Source organism: Burkholderia glumae LMG 2196 = ATCC 33617, from assembly GCF_000960995.1.
Lineage (GTDB): Bacteria > Pseudomonadota > Gammaproteobacteria > Burkholderiales > Burkholderiaceae > Burkholderia > Burkholderia glumae.
Genome location: NZ_CP009435.1, coordinates 3,130,551 through 3,148,520, shown reverse-complemented (window position 1 = coordinate 3,148,520; position 17,970 = coordinate 3,130,551). Strand labels below are relative to the sequence as shown.

The following is a 17,970-nucleotide window of genomic DNA, read 5'->3' as shown; positions in this document are numbered from 1 at the left end:
GCCGGAAGGCCGCATGACCCGATGCTAACCGCAAGGAATCGGTCCTTGCATTAAGAGGAATGAATGGCGAGTAACAACGTAGCCCAATTTGCCGCGGAACTGAAAATGCCTGCTGGTGTGCTGCTCGAACAGCTGCAGGCAGCGGGCGTCCAGAAAGCGAGTGAAGACGATGCGCTGTCGGAAACCGACAAGGCGCGTCTGCTCGATCATTTGCGTAAATCGCACGGTGCGTCCGACGCCGACAAGCGCAAGATCACGCTGACCCGCCGGCACACGTCGGAAATCAAACAATCCGACGCAACGGGTAAGGCTCGCACCATTCAGGTCGAGGTGCGCAAGAAGCGGACGTTCGTCAAGCGCGACGACGTCGCCGAGAACGGCGCCGACGCCTCGCAGGACCAGGCAGACGACGCGGCGGCCGACGCCGAGCTGAAGCGCCGCGAAGAAGAGGCACGCCGCGAGGCCGAACTGCTCGAGCGGCAGGCGCAGGAGCTGCGCGAGCGCCAGGAGCGCCTCGAACGCGAGGAAGCCGAGCGCCGTGCGCGCGAAGAAGCGGCCGAGTCGGAACGCCGTCGCGCCGAGGAAGAGGCAGCCGCGAAGCGCGCGGCGGCTGCGGCTCAGGCCCAGCAGGCGGCGCAGGCCGCGGCGGCTGCCGAGCAGGCGGCCGCGCGCGACCAGCAGACGCAGGCACCGCAGGAGCCGGCCATGCAGCAGGCGCAGTCGAATCAGGACGAGGAGCGCGCGGCCGCCGAACGGGCTGCCCAGCGCGAAGCGGCGAAGAAGGCCGAGGACGCGGCGCGCGAAGCCGCCGACAAGGCGCGCGCCGAGCAGGAAGAAATCCGCAAGCGCCGCGAAAAGGCCGAGGCCGAAGCGCGCGCGATCCGCGAGATGATGGCCACGCCGCGCAAGGCGCAGGTCAAGGCGCCGGAGCCGCCCAAGCCCGCCGAGCCACCGAAGGCGGCCGAGGCGAAGGGCACGCTGCACAAGCCGGCGAAGCCGGCCGGCGAAGCCGGCGCGCGCCCGGCGAATCCGGCCGCGAAGAAGCCCGCGGCCGCGGCACCGGCCAGCACGAGCGCGGCTCCCGGCGCGGCTGACCGCAACAAGAAGCCGGGCGCGGGCAAGGGCGGCTGGCAGGACGACGCCTCGAAGCGCCGCGGGATCAAGACACGCGGCGATTCGAGCGGCGGCGTCGACCGTGGCTGGCGCGGCGGCCCGAAGGGGCGCGGCCGTCACCAGGACAGCGCGTCGTCGTTCCAGGCGCCGACCGAGCCGATCATCCGCGAAGTTCACGTGCCGGAAACCATTTCGGTCGCCGATCTCGCGCACAAGATGTCGGTGAAGGCTTCGGAAGTCATCAAGGTGATGATGAAGCTTGGCCAGATGGTCACGATCAACCAGGTGCTCGATCAGGAAACGGCGATGATCATCGTCGAGGAACTGGGGCACCGCGCGCTGGCGGCGAAGCTCGACGATCCGGAAGCGCTGCTGGTCGAGGGCGAAGTCGGCGTCGACGCCGAGCAACTGCCGCGTCCGCCTGTCGTCACCGTGATGGGCCACGTCGACCACGGCAAGACCTCGCTGCTCGACTACATCCGGCGCGCGAAGGTGGCGGCCGGCGAAGCGGGCGGCATTACGCAGCACATCGGCGCCTATCACGTCGAGACGCCGCGCGGCGTCGTCACGTTCCTCGACACGCCGGGTCACGAAGCGTTTACCGCGATGCGTGCGCGTGGCGCGAAGGCCACCGACATCGTGATTCTGGTGGTCGCGGCCGATGACGGCGTGATGCCGCAGACGAAGGAAGCCATCTCGCACGCGAAGGCGGGCGGGGTGCCGATCGTCGTCGCGATCAACAAGATCGACAAGCCGGATGCGAACCCGGACCGCGTCAAGCAGGAACTCGTGGCCGAAAGCGTGGTGCCGGAAGAGTACGGCGGCGATTCGCCGTTCGTGGAAGTGTCGGCGAAGACCGGTGCCGGGATCGACGATCTGCTCGAAAACGTGCTGTTGCAAGCCGAAGTGCTGGAGCTGAAGGCGCCGGTCGAGGCGCCCGCCAAGGGCATCGTGATCGAAGCGAAGCTGGACAAGGGCAAGGGTCCGGTCGCAACGGTGCTGGTGCAGTCGGGTACGCTCTCGCGCGGCGACGTGGTGCTGGCCGGTACCGCCTACGGCCGCGTGCGTGCGATGCTCGACGAGAACGGCAAGCCGACCAAGACGGCCGGCCCGTCGATCCCGGTCGAGATCCAGGGTCTGTCCGAAGTGCCGGGCGCCGGCGAGGAAGTGATCGTGCTGCCGGACGAGCGCAAGGCGCGCGAAATCGCGCTGTTTCGCCAGGGCAAGTTCCGCGACGTCAAGCTCGCGAAGCAGCAGGCCGCGAAGCTGGAAAGCATGCTCGAACAGATGGGCGAAGGGGAAGTGCAGAACCTGCCGCTCATCATCAAGGCCGACGTGCAGGGCTCGCAGGAAGCGCTGGTGCAGTCGCTGCTCAAGCTGTCGACCGACGAAGTGCGCGTGCAGATCGTCCACAGTGCGGTTGGCGGCATCAGCGAAAGCGACGTCAACCTCGCGACGGCATCGAAGGCGGTCATCATCGGCTTCAACACGCGTGCGGACGCCCAGGCACGCAAGCTGGCCGAGACCAACGGCATCGACATCCGCTACTACAACATCATCTACGACGCGGTGGATGAGGTGAAGGCGGCGATGTCCGGCATGCTCGCGCCGGAAAAGCGCGAGGTCATCACCGGCATGGTCGAGGTGCGTCAGGTCTTCAAGGTGCCGAAGATCGGCTCGGTGGCGGGCTGTATGGTCACGGACGGCGTGGTCAAGCGCTCCTCGTCGGTGCGCGTGCTGCGCAACAACGTGGTCATCTTCACGGGCGAGCTCGATTCGCTCAAGCGCTTCAAGGACGACGTGAAGGAAGTGCGCCAGGGCTTCGAGTGCGGTATGTCGCTCAAGAACTTCAACGACATCGTCGAAGGCGACCAGTTCGAAGTGTTCGAGGTCACGGAAGTCGCACGTACGCTGTAATGCCGGCGTGAAGGCTATCATGGGCGGGACAGGCGTGAAGCCTGTCCCGCCCATTTTCATGGCGTCGGCTGCGAAGCCGCCGGTCGTCCAATGAACGGAAAGACGGATTCACCATGACGAAAAAACGCAGTTCTCCCAATCGCAACGTCCAGATCGCCGACCAGATCCAGCGCGATCTGTCCGAACTCATCATGCGCGAAGTGAAGGATCCCCGCATCGGGATCGTCACGATCCAGAGCGTCGAGCTGACGCCCGACTACGCGCATGCGAAAGTCTATTTCACGGCGCTGACGGGCGACCCCGTGCAGACCCAGGAAGCGCTCAACCACGCGTCGGGCCACCTGCACAACCTGCTGTTCAAGCGCCTGCACATCCACACGGTGCCGACGCTGCATTTCCATTACGACAAGACGATCGAAAAAGCAGTCGAGATGTCGCGCCTGATCGAGCAGGCGAATTCGACGCGTGCGAAGGACGACTGATTCGCGCGCCGACTTCCGCCGATTGCCGATTTCGCCATGACGACTGCTCCCCAACGCTCCCAGCGCCCGCGCGTGCCGCGGCGCCTGCTCGACGGCGTGCTGCTGCTCGACAAGCCCGTCGGGCTGTCGAGCAATGACGCGCTGATTCGCGCCAAGCGCCTCTATCTCGCGAAGAAGGCCGGTCATACCGGCACGCTCGATCCGCTCGCCTCCGGCCTGTTGCCGCTCTGCTTCGGCGAGGCCACCAAGTTCTCGCAGGATCTGCTCGAGGCCGACAAGACCTACGAGGCAACCATGCGGCTCGGCATCCGCACCACCACCGGCGACGCCGAGGGCGAGGCGATCGAGACGCGCGAGGTGCGGGTCGGGTGCGCCGCCGTCGAGGCCGTGCTGCCACGTTTTCTCGGCGAGATCGTGCAGGTGCCGCCGATGTATTCGGCACTCAAGCGCGACGGCAAACCGCTCTACGAGTACGCCCGCGCCGGGCAGACCGTCGAACGCGAGGGCCGCAACGTGACGATCCACGCGCTCGAACTGCTCGCCTGCGAATTGCCCAACGTGACGTTTCGCGTGACCTGCAGCAAGGGAACCTACGTGCGCACGCTTGCCGAGGACATCGGCGAGGCGCTCGGCTGCGGTGCGCATCTGGTGGCGCTGCGGCGTACCGGCGTTGGCGCCCTGACGCTCGAGCACGCGGTCACGCTCGACGCGCTGTCGGACGCGCAAGCGGCCGAGCGCGATGGCTGGCTGCAACCCGTCGATGCGCTGCTCTCGACGTTTCCGCCGGTGCGGCTCGACGCCGAGGAGGCTAAGCGGTTCCGGCATGGTCAGCGGTTGCGGCTCGCCTCGGCGCCCGAGACCGGCGCCCATGACGAGGCCGGGGCGCGGGTGCGGGTGTACGACGCCGCCGGGCAACTGCTCGGCGTGGCACGCCTGCTCGATGGGGTGCTGGCACCGGAGCGGCTCGTCGTCAGCGGCGAGGCGGCGGGCTGACGGCCCGCTGCCTCGCGTTGCCGGGCGTCGTGCTGTTCAAAGGGCGGCGGCCCGCACCGCCTTGCCGAGGCGGGCCGCCGCCTCAATGCGCGGCCGATGCCGCCGCGCTCGAATCCGCGCCGCCCGCGCGTTCGGGCTTGGTGATCCAGATCAGGCCGATCAGTATCACGAAGATCAGGGCCGACACATAGAACAGGTCGTTGACGCCGAGTTGCGCGGCCTGTTGCGTGGCCATCTGGTTGATGAGCCCGTTGGCCTGCTGCTGGGAGAGCCCGAGGCTGCCCATCTGCGCGACTGCCTGGTTGTAGATCGGGTTGTAGACGTTGGCCGCCTCGACGATCTGCGCGTGGTGGAAGTTGTTGCGATGGTCCCACGCGGTCTGGAAGATCGAGGTGCCGATGCCGCCGAACATGATCCGCACGAAGTTCGACAGGCCCGAGGCGGCCGGAATCCGATGGCCGGGCAGGCCCGACAGCGTGATCGAGACGAGCGGGATGAAGAAGCCCGCCATCCCGATGCCCTGCACGAAGGTCGGCAGCATCAGCGACCACTGGTCGACGCCGGTGGTGTAGCGCGAGCGCATCCAGAAGCACAGCGCGAAGATCAGGAACGCGGCGGTGGCGATGTAGCGCGGATCGGTGCGCGGCAGGTACTTGCCCGTCAGCGGCGAAAGCAGGATCGCGAAGAAGCCGACCGGCGCCATCACGAGCCCGGCGTCGGTTGCCGTGTAGCCGATCTGCGTCTGCAGCCACAGCGGCAGCAGCACGAGGTTGCCGAAGTAGAGCCCGTAGCCGACCGACAGCGCGATCGTGCCGCCGCTGAAGTTGCGCATCGCGAACAGCGACAGATCGACCACCGGGTGCTCGGCCGTCAGCTCCCAGATCACGAAGAACGCGAACGCGATGACGGCGGTCAGCGCAAGCGCCACGATGGTGGTCGAGGAGAACCAGTCGAGATCCTTGCCCTTATCGAGCATGATCTGCAGCGAGCCGACCCAGATCACCAGCAGCGCGAGCCCGACGCCGTCGATCGGCGCCTTGCGTGTGGTCGATTCGCGGTCGCGGTAGATCATCCAGGTGACGATCGCGGCGGCGATGCCGACCGGAATGTTCACGTAGAAGATCCACGGCCACGAGTAGTTGTCGGAGATCCAGCCGCCGAGGATCGGCCCGGCCACGGGGGCGATCAGCGTGGTCATGGCCCACAGCGCGAGCGCCATCGGCGCGCGCGCGCGTGGATAGCTCGACAGCAGCAGCGATTGCGAGAGCGGAATCATCGGCCCGGCCACGGCGCCCTGGATCACGCGCGCGACCAGCAGGAACGGCAGCGTCGGCGCGAGCCCGCAGAGCCACGACGAGATCACGAACAGGATGATCGAGGCGAAGAACAGCCGGACCTGGCCGATCCGGTCGGTCAGCCAGCCGGTCAGCGGCACCGAGATCGCGTTGGCGACCGCGAACGAGGTGATGACCCAGGTGCCCTGGTCCGACGAGACGCCGAGATCGCCCGAGATGGTCGGGATCGCGACGTTGGCGATCGAGGTGTCGAGCACGTTCATGAACACCGCAAGCGACACGGCGACGGTGCCGAGCAGTAGCTGACCGCCCTCCAGCGGAGGGTGGATGACGGGTTGGGTGTTGGCCATGGGCGTTCCGTTCCGGGCTCACATCCGCTTCGGCGCGGCGCCGGCGCCGGGCTTGGTGGCGGCCGGCGTCGCGCCGCCGGCGTTCTGCGCGATGATCCGGGCGATCTCGGCGTCGGCCGCGTCGCCGTACTTCGCGAACACGTCGGTCTGGTAGACCGTGTTCGGCACCTTGCCGAGCTCGCCGCCGCTGTCGTCCTTGATGTCGACGTCGACCTGCATCGACAGGCCGATGCGCAGCGGATGCTGCTGCAATTGTTGCGGGTCGAGCGCGATGCGCACCGGCAGGCGCTGCACCACCTTGATCCAGTTGCCGGTGGCGTTCTGCGCCGGCAGCAGCGAGAACGCCGAGCCGGTGCCGGCCGAAAAGCCCACCACCTTGCCGTGATACTTGACGGACGAGCCGTAGATGTCGGCCGTCAGCTCGACCGGCTGGCCGATCCGCATGTGCGTGAGCTGCACTTCCTTGAAGTTCGCCTCGACCCATACGCCGTTGAGCGGCACCACCGACATCAGCGGCGTGCCCGGCGCGACGCGCTGGCCGACCTGCACCGAGCGCTTGGCCACGTAGCCGGTGACGGGCGCGGGCAGCATGTTGCGCGCGTTGGCCAGATAGGCGTCGCGCACCTTCGCAGCCGCGGCCAGCACGTTGGGGTGATCGGCGACCGTGGTGTTCGCGGTTAGCGCGCGATTCGAGGCGAGCTGCTGCCGTGCGGCATCGACCGAGGCCTGCGCGGCCTTCACGGCATCGCGCGCGTGCGCGATCTCTTCCTGCGAGACCGCGCCCGTCTGCGCCACGGCCAGGCGCCGGCGCAGGTCGTCCTGCGCCTTCGACAGGTCGGTTTCGCGCAGCGCGACCTGCGCGCGGTACTGATCGTCGTTGACGAACAGGCCGCGTACCTGGCGCACGGTCTGCGCGAGATTGGCCTCGGCCTGCTGCAGCGCGACGCGCGCATCGGCCGGGTCGAGCACGACGAGCGGGGCGCCCGCCGTCACGGTCTGCGTGTCGTCGGCGTTGACAGCGATCACCGTGCCCGTCACCTGCGGCGTAATTTGCACCACGTTGCCGTTGACATAGGCATCGTCGGTGGTTTCGTGGAAGCGCGCGACGAGGAAGTAATAGACGCCGTAGGCGATTGCGGCGAGCACGATGAGCGCGATCAGTATCGTCATCATCCGCTTGCGTTTGGTGTTGTTCGGCCGGGCTGCGCCGGCCGCGTTCTGTTGAGGGTCGCTCATGGCGAATTTCTCCGTCGATGCTTGTGCTTGGTGCGAGTGATACGGGGGTGTCGGGCAAGGGCTTCGTTCAATTGGCGGCCTGCTGCGCCGCCGCTGCCTGCGGTGCCGTGCCGGCGGCCGCGAGCGGCGAGCCCGCCGCGTCGAAGCCGCCGCCGAGCGCCTTGATCAGGCCGATCTGCAAGTCGCGGCGCCGCATCACGAGGTTGGTCACCGACTGCTCGGCGTCCAGCCGGCTGTTGTCGGCGCTCAGCACCTGCAGTTGCGGCGACAGTCCGGCCTTGTAGCGGACCACGGCGAGTTCGTAGGCGCGCGTCGAGGCGTCGAGCGCGCGCTGCGCGTCACCCATCTGCCGGTCCAGCGCGCGGATCGAGGCCACTTGCGTGGCCACGTCGTTGAGCGCGCCGATCAGCGTCTGGTTGTAGTTCGCCACGCTCAGGTCGTAGTCCGCGTAGGCGCCCTTCAGTTGCGCACGCAAGGCGCCGCCATGGAAGATCGGCAGGTGGATGGCCGGCCCGAACTGGGCCTGACGGCTCGCGAACTTCAGGAAATTGCCCCAGCCGAACGCATCGAAACCGAAGCCGGCCGCGAGGTTCACGTCGGGGAAGAACTCGGCCTTGGTTTCCTTCACGTCGTGCATCGCTGCCTCGACCTGCCAGCGCGCGGCAACCAGGTCGGCCCGGCGCGACACCAGGTCGGCCGGGATCGTGTCGGGCAGCGTGATTGCACCGCCCGGGTTCAGCACCGGCGTGTCGATCGCCAGGCCGCGGTCGGGCCCCTTGCCGAGCAGCGCCGCGAGCTGATAGCGCACCGTGGTGATCCGGCCGTCCAGATCGGACAGCGTCGACTCGCAGGTGGCCACGTTGCCGCGCGCGGTCTGCCGTTCCACGTTGGTGTCGAGCCCGGCACCGACGCGGCCCTCGGTGATCTTGCCCACCGTCTCGCGGTTGCGGATCTCGCGCTGCGCGATCTCACGCAGCGCGTAGAGCTGGGCGAGCTGGTTGTAGGTGCGTGCCACCGAGGTCGCGAGCGTCACGCGCGCCTGCTCGAACTCGGCCTGCGCGGCCTTGCGCTGCGACACCACCGAGCGCAGCTTCTCGCGGTTCTTGCCCCAGAGGTCGAGCTCCCACGAGGCACTCGCCAGCACGTTGTTCTCGCTGTACCAGTTGCCGCCGTAGGGCGGCGGATAGAGGCCGTTGCCCGAGTACAGTTCGCGGCTCCACGAATAGCGACCCTCCACTTTCGGCAGCAGCGTCGCGCGCGACGCTTCGATGTACGAGGACGCTTTCGCGAGCCGCGCCTGGGCCTGCGCGATGCTCGGGTTGCCAGCGAGCGCCTCGTCGATCAGGCGCGGCAGCTGCGGGTCGCCGAACTGGCTGGCCCAGTCCAGCGCGGGCCACTGGCCGCCCTCGGCCGGCAGGCTGCGCGCACTGTCGAATTGCGAGGCCGGCGCGACCTGCTTGTCGCTGTGGATGCCCGCGTAGCTGACGCAGCCGGCCAGCGCGAGCGCGGCGCCGGCCGCGACGAGACCACCGGCCGCGCGTACCGGCCACACGCCCTTGCGCGGCATGGCCGCCGCCCGTGATTCAAAAGTGGACATTGCAAGGATTTCCTTATGTCGATGCATCGGAGAGTGATTGCCCAGACGTGTGTTACGAAGCGTTGCCGCCGCTGCTGCCGCTGCTGGTTTCGCCGCAGTAATTGCTCAGAATGCGGCGCAGCATGCTTTTCAGGAAACCGACTTCCTCGGGCGTGAAGCCGTCGAGCAGGCGATCGAGCACGCTGATGAAAATTTCCGGCATCCGTTCCGCAAGTTCGCGGCCCTCGTCGGTCAGTTCGAGGCGCACCACGCGTCGGTCCTCGTGGCTGCGCACGCGCGAGAGCAGGCCGCGTTTCTCGACGCGGTCAAGCAGGCGTGTGACGGCGCTCGCATCGATCGCGTACTCGCGCGCCAGTTCGGCCGCCGTCGAGCATTTGCCGACCGCGAGCATGAACAACATGCTGGCCTGGGTGCCGGTGATGCCGAGCTCGGTCTGGGTGCGCTGCGTGACGAGGTTGGTCATCAGCGAGCGCACGCGCGAAAGCAGGTAGCCGACGCTGTCGTTGATCGGATACGCGGACACGGACAGGCCGGCCGGCGGGGGCGTGGAAGGGTCCGGCATATTCTCTGATTCTGCAATGGTTGACTAGGCAGCAGTATAAGCGCGATTGTTTGTCGCGGCAAATAAGATCGACGGGGTGCGCGGCGACAAATGGGGAGCGATATCCACGCCCAGGCGCAGCGGGCTTGCCGCACGCAGTGCGGGGCGGGCCGGCGAGACCTGGGCGGGCAGCGGCGAGCCGGCAAAGGGCGGTGGCGCAACGCGCCGGCTTGGCGTTCGCGCGACACTCCGTGTGCGGTGCAGCGATGCGGCCCGCCCGCGACATCCTGACATGCTATAATCGTAGGCTTTCCAGGACATGCAAATACACAGTCGAGCAGCGCGCGTGAGAGTTAATCAGCCACGCGCGTTTTTGCATGTCCGATCATCAGGTTTCGATTTCAGGTTTCTATGACCCGCGCCCTTCGCAACATCGCCATCATCGCCCACGTCGACCACGGCAAGACTACGCTCGTGGACCAACTGCTGCGCCAGTCCGGCACCTTCCGTGAGAACCAGCAGATGGTCGAGCGCGTGATGGACTCGAACGACATCGAAAAAGAGCGCGGGATCACGATCCTCGCGAAGAACTGCGCGGTCGAGTACGAAGGCACCCACATCAACATCGTCGACACGCCCGGGCACGCCGACTTCGGCGGCGAGGTGGAGCGCGTGCTGTCGATGGTCGACTCGGTGCTGCTGCTGGTCGACGCGGTCGAGGGGCCGATGCCGCAGACGCGCTTCGTCACGAAGAAGGCGCTCGCGCTCGGCCTGAAGCCGATCGTCGTGATCAACAAGATTGACCGTCCGGGCGCGCGCATCGACTGGGTGATCAACCAGACCTTCGATCTGTTCGACAAGCTCGGCGCGACCGAGGAGCAGCTCGACTTCCCGATCGTCTACGCGTCGGGCCTGAACGGCTACGCGTCGCTCGACCCGCAGGCGCGCGAAGGCGACATGCGCCCGCTCTTCGAGGCGATCCTCGAGCACGTGCCGGTCCGCCCGGCCGATCCGGACGCGCCGCTGCAACTGCAGATCACCTCGCTCGACTATTCGACCTACGTGGGGCGGATCGGCGTGGGCCGCATCACGCGCGGGCGCATCAAGCCGGGCCAGCCGGTGGTGATGCGCTTCGGACCGGAAGGCGAGGTGCTGAACCGCAAGATCAATCAGGTGCTGTCGTTCAAGGGGCTCGAGCGCGTGCAGGTGGACTCGGCCGAAGCGGGCGACATCGTGCTGATCAACGGCATCGAGGACGTCGGCATCGGCGCGACGATCTGCGCCGTCGATACGCCGGAAGCGCTGCCGATGATCACCGTCGACGAGCCGACGCTGACGATGAACTTCCTCGTCAATTCTTCACCGCTCGCGGGCCGCGAGGGCAAGTTCGTGACGAGCCGCCAGATCCGCGACCGGCTGATGAAGGAACTGAACCACAACGTGGCGCTGCGCGTGCGCGACACCGGCGATGAAACCGTATTCGAGGTGTCGGGCCGCGGCGAGCTGCACCTGACCATCCTCGTCGAAAACATGCGCCGCGAGGGCTACGAGCTGGCCGTGTCGCGTCCGCGCGTGGTGATGCAGGAAATCAACGGCGAGAAGCACGAGCCTTACGAGCTTCTGACGGTGGACGTCGAGGACGAGCACCAGGGCGGCGTGATGGAGGAGTTGGGCCGCCGCAAGGGGGAAATGCTCGATATGGCTTCGGACGGCCGCGGCCGTACGCGCCTCGAGTACAGGATTTCGGCGCGGGGGCTGATCGGCTTCCAGAGCGAGTTCCTGACGCTTACGCGCGGCACGGGGCTGATGAGCCACATCTTCGATTCGTACGCGCCCGTGAAGGACGGCTCGGTCGGCGAGCGCCGCAACGGCGTGCTGATCTCGCAGGACGACGGCGCGGCCGTCGCCTACGCGCTCTGGAAGCTGCAAGATCGCGGCCGAATGTTCGTGAAGCCGGGCGATGCGCTGTACGAAGGCATGATCATCGGCATTCACAGCCGCGACAACGACCTGGTCGTGAACCCGATCAAGGGCAAGCAACTGACCAACGTGCGTGCTTCGGGCACCGACGAAGCCGTGCGCCTGGTGCCGCCGATCCAGATGTCGCTCGAGTATGCGGTCGAGTTCATCGACGACGACGAGCTCGTCGAGGTGACGCCGCAGTCGATCCGTCTGCGCAAGCGTTATCTGAAGGAACACGAGCGTCGCCGCGCGAGCCGCGAAGCCGAGTGAGCGGCGCCACGCGCCCGATGTCTCACGCCAAGCCGCCTTCGGGCGGCTTTTTTGCTTCACGCCGCATGAGTGCGGGTAAAACACTGTTGCATGCACTGGAGAAATCGAGGCTTTTCGCCGCGGAAACCAAGACGGGCGGGCTTTCGGGGTGCGACATTGTGACCTTCAGTGGTGCATATTGTGATATGCTGCGCACGCAAGTTTGAGGTCCTTCCAAGCAAGACTTGATTCGCGCAATCCGCTAAACGGTCAGGCCGTGTCGCGGAAGGTTGAGCAACCCGCTATTTCTCGAGAAGCTCGAAGAAAGGTGAGCGTAAAATGTCAGATGTAATGAAGCAGTTCCAGCTGAACTCCTATCTGTTCGGCGGCAATGCTTCGTATGTAGAAGAACTGTACGAAGCCTATCTGGACAATCCGGCATCGGTGCCGGACAACTGGCGCGAATATTTCGACGCGCTGCAAAACGTGCCGGCGACGGACGGTTCGAATGCGAGCGATGTCGCTCACAATCCGATCGTCGAATCGTTCGCCCAGCGTGCGAAGGCCAATGCCTTCATCCCGCGTGAAAGCAGCGGCGGCAATCTCGCCACCGCCCGCAAGCAGGTCCACGTCCAGTCCCTGATCAGCGCGTATCGCTTCCTCGGCTCGCAATGGGCCAATCTCGATCCCCTGAAGCGCCGCGAGCGTCCCGCGATCCCCGAGCTCGAACCCGCGTTCTACGATTTCTCCGAAGCCGACCTCGACCAGACGTTCAGCGCGAGCAACCTGTATTTCGGTTTCGAGCAGGCCTCGCTGCGTGACATCGTCAAGTCGCTGCGCGACACCTACTGCGGCACGATCGGCGCCGAGTACATGTACATCGGCGACCCGGAGCAGAAGCGCTGGTGGCAGGAGCGTCTCGAATCGACGCGCGCCACGCCGAACTTCAGCGCGGAGAAGAAGAAGCACGTGCTGAACCGTCTGACCGCCGCCGAAGGCCTCGAACGCTACCTGCACACCAAGTACGTCGGCCAGAAGCGCTTCTCGCTCGAAGGCGGCGAGAGCTTCATCGCGGCGATGGACGAAGTGGTGCAGCACTCGGGATCGAAGGGCGTGCAGGAGATCGTGATCGGCATGGCCCACCGCGGCCGCCTGAACGTGCTCGTCAACACGCTCGGCAAGATGCCGGCGGACCTGTTCGCCGAATTCGAAGGCAAGCACGTCGACGACCTGCCGGCCGGCGACGTCAAGTATCACAAGGGTTTCTCGTCGGACATTGCGACCGAAGGCGGTCCGGTCCACCTGTCGCTCGCATTCAATCCGTCGCACCTCGAAATCGTCAATCCGGTGGTCGAGGGTTCGGCCAAGGCGCGCATGGACCGTCGCGGCGACGCGGACGGCCTGCAGGTGCTGCCGGTGCAGATCCACGGCGATGCCGCCTTCGCGGGCCAGGGCGTCGTGATGGAAACGCTGAACCTCGCGCAGACGCGCGGCTACGGCACGCACGGCACGCTGCACATCGTCATCAACAACCAGATCGGCTTCACGACCTCGGACCCGCGCGATGCGCGCTCGACGCTGTACTGCACCGACGTGGTCAAGATGATCGAGGCGCCGGTGCTGCATGTGAACGGCGACGATCCGGAGGCGGTGGTGCTCGCGGTGCAGATCGCGATCGACTATCGCATGCAGTTCCACAAGGATGTCGTGATCGACATCGTCTGCTTCCGCAAGCTCGGCCACAACGAGCAGGACACGCCGGCCGTCACCCAGCCGCTGATGTACAAGAAGATCGCGCAGCACCCGGGCACCCGCGCGCTGTACGCCGAGAAGCTGGTGCAGCAGGGCGTGATCACCGCCGAGCAGGCCGACGAATTCGTCAAGGCCTATCGCAAGGCGATGGAAGACGGCCACCATACGGTCGATCCGGTGCTCTCGAACTACAAGAGCAAGTACGCGGTCGACTGGGTGCCGTTCCTGAACCGCAAGTGGACCGACGCGGCCGACACGGCGGTGCCGCTGGCCGAGCTCAAGCGCATCGGCGAGCGCATCACGACGGTGCCGGAGAACTTCAAGGTCCACCCGCTCGTCGAGCGCGTGATCAACGACCGCCGCAAGATGGCGCAGGGCGACCAGCCGCTGGACTGGGGCATGGGCGAGCACCTCGCGTTCGCCTCGCTGGTTTCGTCTGGCTACGCCGTGCGCCTGACCGGCCAGGATTCGGGCCGCGGCACGTTCACGCACCGCCACGCGGTGCTGCACGACCAGAATCGCGAGCGCTGGAACGACGGCACCTATGTGCCGCTGCAGAACGTCTCGGACGGCCAGGCGAACTTCACGGTGATCGACTCGGTGCTGTCGGAAGAGGCCGTGCTCGGCTTCGAGTACGGCTATTCGACCGCTGAGCCGAACACGCTGGTGCTGTGGGAAGCGCAGTTCGGCGACTTCGTGAACGGCGCGCAGGTCGTGATCGACCAGTTCATCTCGTCGGGCGAAGTGAAGTGGGGCCGCGTCTCGGGCCTGACGATGCTGCTGCCGCACGGCTATGAAGGCCAGGGCCCGGAGCACTCGTCGACGCGTATCGAGCGTTTCCTGCAACTGTGCGCGGACCACAACATGCAGGTGGTCCAGCCGACCACGCCGGCGCAGATCTTCCACCTGCTGCGCCGCCAGATGATCCGGCTGTTCCGCAAGCCGCTGATCGTGGCGACGCCGAAGTCGCTGCTGCGTCACAAGGAAGCCGTGTCGGACCTGTCGGAACTGGCGAAGGGCTCGTTCCAGCCGGTGATCGGCGAGACCGACGAGACGATCGACGCGAAGAAGGTCAAGCGCGTGATCGCCTGCTCGGGCCGCGTCTATTACGACATCGTCGCGCACCGCCGCGAGGCGAAGGCGAACGACGTCGCGATCGTCCGGATCGAGCAGCTCTATCCGTTCGCGCACAAGCAGTTCGAAGCGGAAATGAAGAAGTACGACAATGCGACCGAAGTGGTCTGGGTGCAGGACGAGCCGCAGAATCAGGGCCCGTGGTTCTACATCGAACACCATCTGAAGGAAGGCATGAAGGAAGGGCAGAAGCTCGCGTATAGCGGCCGCCCGGCTTCGGCCTCGCCGGCGGTCGGTTACTACGCGAAGCACTACGAGCAGCAGAAGGCCCTGATCGAAGGGGCATTCGGCCGCCTGAAGAGCGCGTCGATCGCGAAATAATCGGACGTCACGGCCCGGTGCGTGCGGCAAGCGCGCCCGGGCCGTCTTCGCGCGTGCCGCGTAGTCGCGCGCCCGTCCGCAGAACCCCGACATTACCCAGATCAAGCATCCAGGAATCAAGTCATGGCTATCGTTGAAGTCAAAGTCCCCCAGCTTTCCGAATCGGTATCGGAAGCGACCATGCTGCAGTGGAAGAAGAAGCCCGGTGAGGCCGTCGCGCAGGACGAAATCCTGATCGAACTCGAAACCGACAAGGTCGTGCTCGAAGTGCCGGCGCCGGCCGCCGGCGTGCTGTCGCAAGTGCTGCAGAACGACGGCGACACCGTCCTGGCCGATCAGGTGATCGCCACCATCGACACCGAAGCGAAGGCGGGTGCCGTCGCCGCGGCCGCCGGCAAGGCCGAAGTGCAACCGGCCGCAGCGCCCGTCGCCGTGGCGCCGGCCGCTCAGCCGGCCGCTGCAGCCGGCTCGAGCCACGCCGCCTCGCCGGCCGCCGCGAAGCTGCTGGCCGAGAAGGGCGTGGACGCGAGCCAGGTCGCCGGCACGGGCCGCGACGGCCGCATTACCAAGGGCGACGCGCTGGCCGCGAACGCCGCGCCGGCCAAGGCCGCTGCCGCACCGGCCGCCGCCGCGCCGAAGAAGGCCGCGCTGCCGGACGTGAAGGTGCCGGCCTCGGCCACCACCTGGCTGAACGACCGTCCGGAGCAGCGCGTGCCGATGTCGCGCCTGCGCGCGCGGATCGCCGAGCGTCTGCTCGAATCGCAGCAGACCAACGCGATCCTGACGACGTTCAACGAAGTGAACATGCAGCCCGTCATGGACCTGCGCGCGAAGTACAAGGACAAGTTCGAGAAGGAACACGGCGTGAAGCTCGGCTTCATGTCGTTCTTCGTCAAGGCGGCGGTCCACGCGCTGAAGAAGTTCCCGCTCGTGAACGCGTCGATCGACGGCAACGACATCGTCTACCACGGCTATTTCGACATCGGCATCGCGGTCGGTTCGCCGCGCGGCCTGGTGGTGCCGATCCTGCGCAACGCCGACCAATTGAGCCTCGCCGACATCGAGAAGAAGATCGCCGAATTCGGCCAGAAGGCCAAGGACGGCAAGCTGTCGATCGAGGAAATGACGGGCGGCACGTTCTCGATCTCGAACGGCGGCGTGTTCGGCTCGATGCTCTCGACCCCGATCATCAACCCGCCGCAGTCGGCGATCCTCGGCGTTCACGCGACCAAGGAGCGTCCGGTGGTCGAGAACGGCCAGATCGTGATCCGCCCGATCAACTACCTCGCGCTGTCCTATGACCACCGGATCATCGACGGTCGCGAAGCGGTGCTGTCGCTGGTGGCGATGAAGGATGCGCTGGAAGATCCGGCGCGCCTGCTGCTCGACCTGTAAGCCTGCGTTTCTCCCGTATTGAATCGCCCCGGGCGCGCGACGCACGCATCGCGTGCGGCCGCGCGCCGGGCAACAGAGAAGGATAGTCATGTCCAAGGAATTTGACGTCGTCGTGATCGGCGCCGGCCCCGGCGGCTATGTGGCCGCGATTCGCGCAGCCCAGCTCGGCAAGACGGTGGCGGTGGTCGAGAAGTGGAAGAACCCGGCGGGCGCGCTGAAGCTCGGCGGCACCTGCCTGAACGTCGGCTGCATCCCGTCGAAGGCGCTGCTCGCCTCGTCGGAAGAGTTCGAAAACGCGTCGCATCATCTGGCCGACCACGGCATTTCGGTTGGTGACGTGAAGATGGATACCGCGAAGATGCTGAGCCGCAAGGACGGCATCGTCGAGAAGATGACGGGCGGGATCGAATTCCTGTTCAAGAAGAACAAGATCACCTGGCTCAAGGGCCATGGCAAGTTCACCGGCAAGACCGACGCCGGCGTGCAGATCGAGGTCAGCGGCGAAGGCGAGACGGAAGTCGTCACGGCCAGGAACGTGATCATCGCGACGGGTTCGAAGGCGCGTCACCTGCCGAACGTGCCGGTCGACAACAGGATCGTCGCCGACAACGAAGGCGCGCTGAACTTCGACACGGTGCCGAACAAGCTCGCCGTGATCGGCGCGGGCGTGATCGGCCTCGAGCTCGGCTCGGTGTGGCGCCGCCTCGGCGCCGACGTGACGGTGCTCGAAGCGATGCCGGCGTTTCTCGCCGCCGCCGACGAGGCGGTCGCCAAGGAAGCCGCGAAGCTGTTCAAGAAGCAGGGCCTCGACATCAACCTCGGCGTGACGATCGGCGAGGTGAAGGCCAGCGATGCCGGTGTGTCGATCGCGTACACGGACAAGGACGGCAACGCCAAGACGCTCGAGGCGGACCGTCTGATCGTGTCGGTCGGCCGCGTGCCGAACACCGACAACCTCGGCCTGGAGTCGATCGGCCTGAAGGCCAACGAGCGCGGCTTCATCGACGTGGACGATCACTGCCGCACCGCGCTGCCGAACGTCTACGCGATCGGCGACGTGGTGCGCGGCCCGATGCTCGCGCACAAGGCCGAAGACGAGGGCGTGCTGGTGGCCGAGGTGATCGACGGCCAGAAGCCGCACATCGACTACAACTGCATTCCGTGGGTGATTTACACCTCGCCGGAAATCGCCTGGGTCGGCAAGACCGAGCAGGCGCTGAAGGCCGAGGGCCGCGAGATCAAGACCGGCAAGTTCCCGTTCTCGATCAACGGCCGCGCGCTCGGCATGAACGCGCCGGACGGCTTCGTGAAGATGATCGCCGACGCCAAGACCGACGAGGTGCTGGGCGTGCACATCATCTCGGCGAATGCCTCGGACCTGATCGCCGAGGCCGTGGTCGCGATGGAATTCAAGGCGGCCTCGGAAGACATCGCCCGCATCTGCCATCCGCACCCGTCGCTGTCGGAAGTCGTGCGAGAAGCCGCGCTCGCGACCGACAAGCGTTCGATCAACAGCTGATCGACGCGGCCCCCAGGGCCGCCTGGGCGCCGCGCCGGCTCGCCGGCCGGCGTCGCCATTTGATGCCGAAGGCGGGCGGGAATTTTCCGCTCGCCTTTGTTTTTTCCGCCTTGC

The 17,970-nt window shown here is 66.4% G+C and carries 12 protein-coding genes; 8 read left to right on the top strand and 4 right to left on the bottom strand.

Annotated elements, in window-relative coordinates; translation table 11 throughout:
• The first annotated feature begins 63 nt into the window (after positions 1 to 63).
• The 3 genes from infB to truB all read left to right on the top strand — a co-directional run bounded on the left by infB (position 64) and on the right by truB (position 4,505).
• Positions 64 to 3,030 carry a translation initiation factor IF-2 gene (gene infB, locus KS03_RS26595; RefSeq protein WP_017423930.1) on the top strand — a complete coding sequence of 989 codons (2,967 nt, stop codon included), beginning with the start codon at positions 64 to 66 and terminating at the stop codon, positions 3,028 to 3,030.
• Positions 3,031 to 3,143: 113 nt separating this feature from the next.
• Positions 3,144 to 3,512 carry a 30S ribosome-binding factor RbfA gene (rbfA, locus tag KS03_RS26590; RefSeq protein ID WP_015875994.1) on the top strand — a complete coding sequence of 123 codons (369 nt, stop codon included), beginning with the start codon at positions 3,144 to 3,146 and terminating at the stop codon, positions 3,510 to 3,512.
• 36 nt (positions 3,513 to 3,548) lie between these two features.
• The gene (gene truB, locus KS03_RS26585; RefSeq protein WP_015875993.1) at positions 3,549 to 4,505 is read left to right on the top strand and encodes a tRNA pseudouridine(55) synthase TruB; all 957 of its coding nucleotides are present in this window, start codon (positions 3,549 to 3,551) and stop codon (positions 4,503 to 4,505) included.
• 82 nt (positions 4,506 to 4,587) lie between these two features.
• On the opposite strand, the gene KS03_RS26580 is transcribed toward truB, so the two are convergent.
• The 4 genes from KS03_RS26580 to KS03_RS26565 all read right to left on the bottom strand — a co-directional run bounded on the left by KS03_RS26580 (position 4,588) and on the right by KS03_RS26565 (position 9,545).
• Complete coding sequence (locus tag KS03_RS26580; protein WP_015875992.1) at positions 4,588 to 6,150, bottom strand: DHA2 family efflux MFS transporter permease subunit; 1,563 nt, start codon at positions 6,148 to 6,150, stop codon at positions 4,588 to 4,590.
• Positions 6,151 to 6,168: 18 nt separating this feature from the next.
• Positions 6,169 to 7,386, bottom strand: a complete 1,218-nt coding sequence (locus tag KS03_RS26575; RefSeq protein WP_015875991.1) for an HlyD/EmrA/EmrK family protein — start codon at positions 7,384 to 7,386, stop codon at positions 6,169 to 6,171.
• A 67-nt stretch (positions 7,387 to 7,453) separates the two neighbouring features.
• On the bottom strand, positions 7,454 to 8,953 hold the full coding sequence (locus KS03_RS26570) for an efflux transporter outer membrane subunit (RefSeq protein ID WP_088499462.1): 1,500 nt from the start codon (positions 8,951 to 8,953) through the stop codon (positions 7,454 to 7,456).
• Between the two features lie 82 nt (positions 8,954 to 9,035).
• Positions 9,036 to 9,545: a MarR family winged helix-turn-helix transcriptional regulator gene (locus KS03_RS26565; RefSeq protein WP_015875989.1), complete on the bottom strand. Its 510-nt coding sequence runs from the start codon at positions 9,543 to 9,545 to the stop codon at positions 9,036 to 9,038.
• A gap of 390 nt (positions 9,546 to 9,935) precedes the next feature.
• Between KS03_RS26565 and typA the strand changes: the two genes are divergently transcribed.
• The 5 genes from typA to lpdA all read left to right on the top strand — a co-directional run bounded on the left by typA (position 9,936) and on the right by lpdA (position 17,856).
• Positions 9,936 to 11,756 (top strand): translational GTPase TypA, encoded by a 1,821-nt coding sequence (gene typA / locus KS03_RS26560; RefSeq protein ID WP_015875988.1) that lies wholly within the window; start codon positions 9,936 to 9,938, stop codon positions 11,754 to 11,756.
• 17 nt (positions 11,757 to 11,773) lie between these two features.
• Positions 11,774 to 11,962, top strand: coding sequence for a hypothetical protein (locus tag KS03_RS31795; RefSeq protein ID WP_127913947.1), 189 nt, complete (start codon positions 11,774 to 11,776; stop codon positions 11,960 to 11,962).
• A 112-nt stretch (positions 11,963 to 12,074) separates the two neighbouring features.
• Positions 12,075 to 14,942, top strand: coding sequence for a 2-oxoglutarate dehydrogenase E1 component (locus KS03_RS26555; protein WP_015875987.1), 2,868 nt, complete (start codon positions 12,075 to 12,077; stop codon positions 14,940 to 14,942).
• Positions 14,943 to 15,065: 123 nt separating this feature from the next.
• A complete protein-coding gene (gene odhB, locus KS03_RS26550) occupies positions 15,066 to 16,337 on the top strand; it encodes a 2-oxoglutarate dehydrogenase complex dihydrolipoyllysine-residue succinyltransferase (protein WP_015875986.1) in 1,272 nt (423 codons plus the stop codon).
• Positions 16,338 to 16,425: 88 nt separating this feature from the next.
• Complete coding sequence (lpdA, locus tag KS03_RS26545; protein ID WP_015875985.1) at positions 16,426 to 17,856, top strand: dihydrolipoyl dehydrogenase; 1,431 nt, start codon at positions 16,426 to 16,428, stop codon at positions 17,854 to 17,856.
• Positions 17,857 to 17,970: the final 114 nt, after the last annotated feature.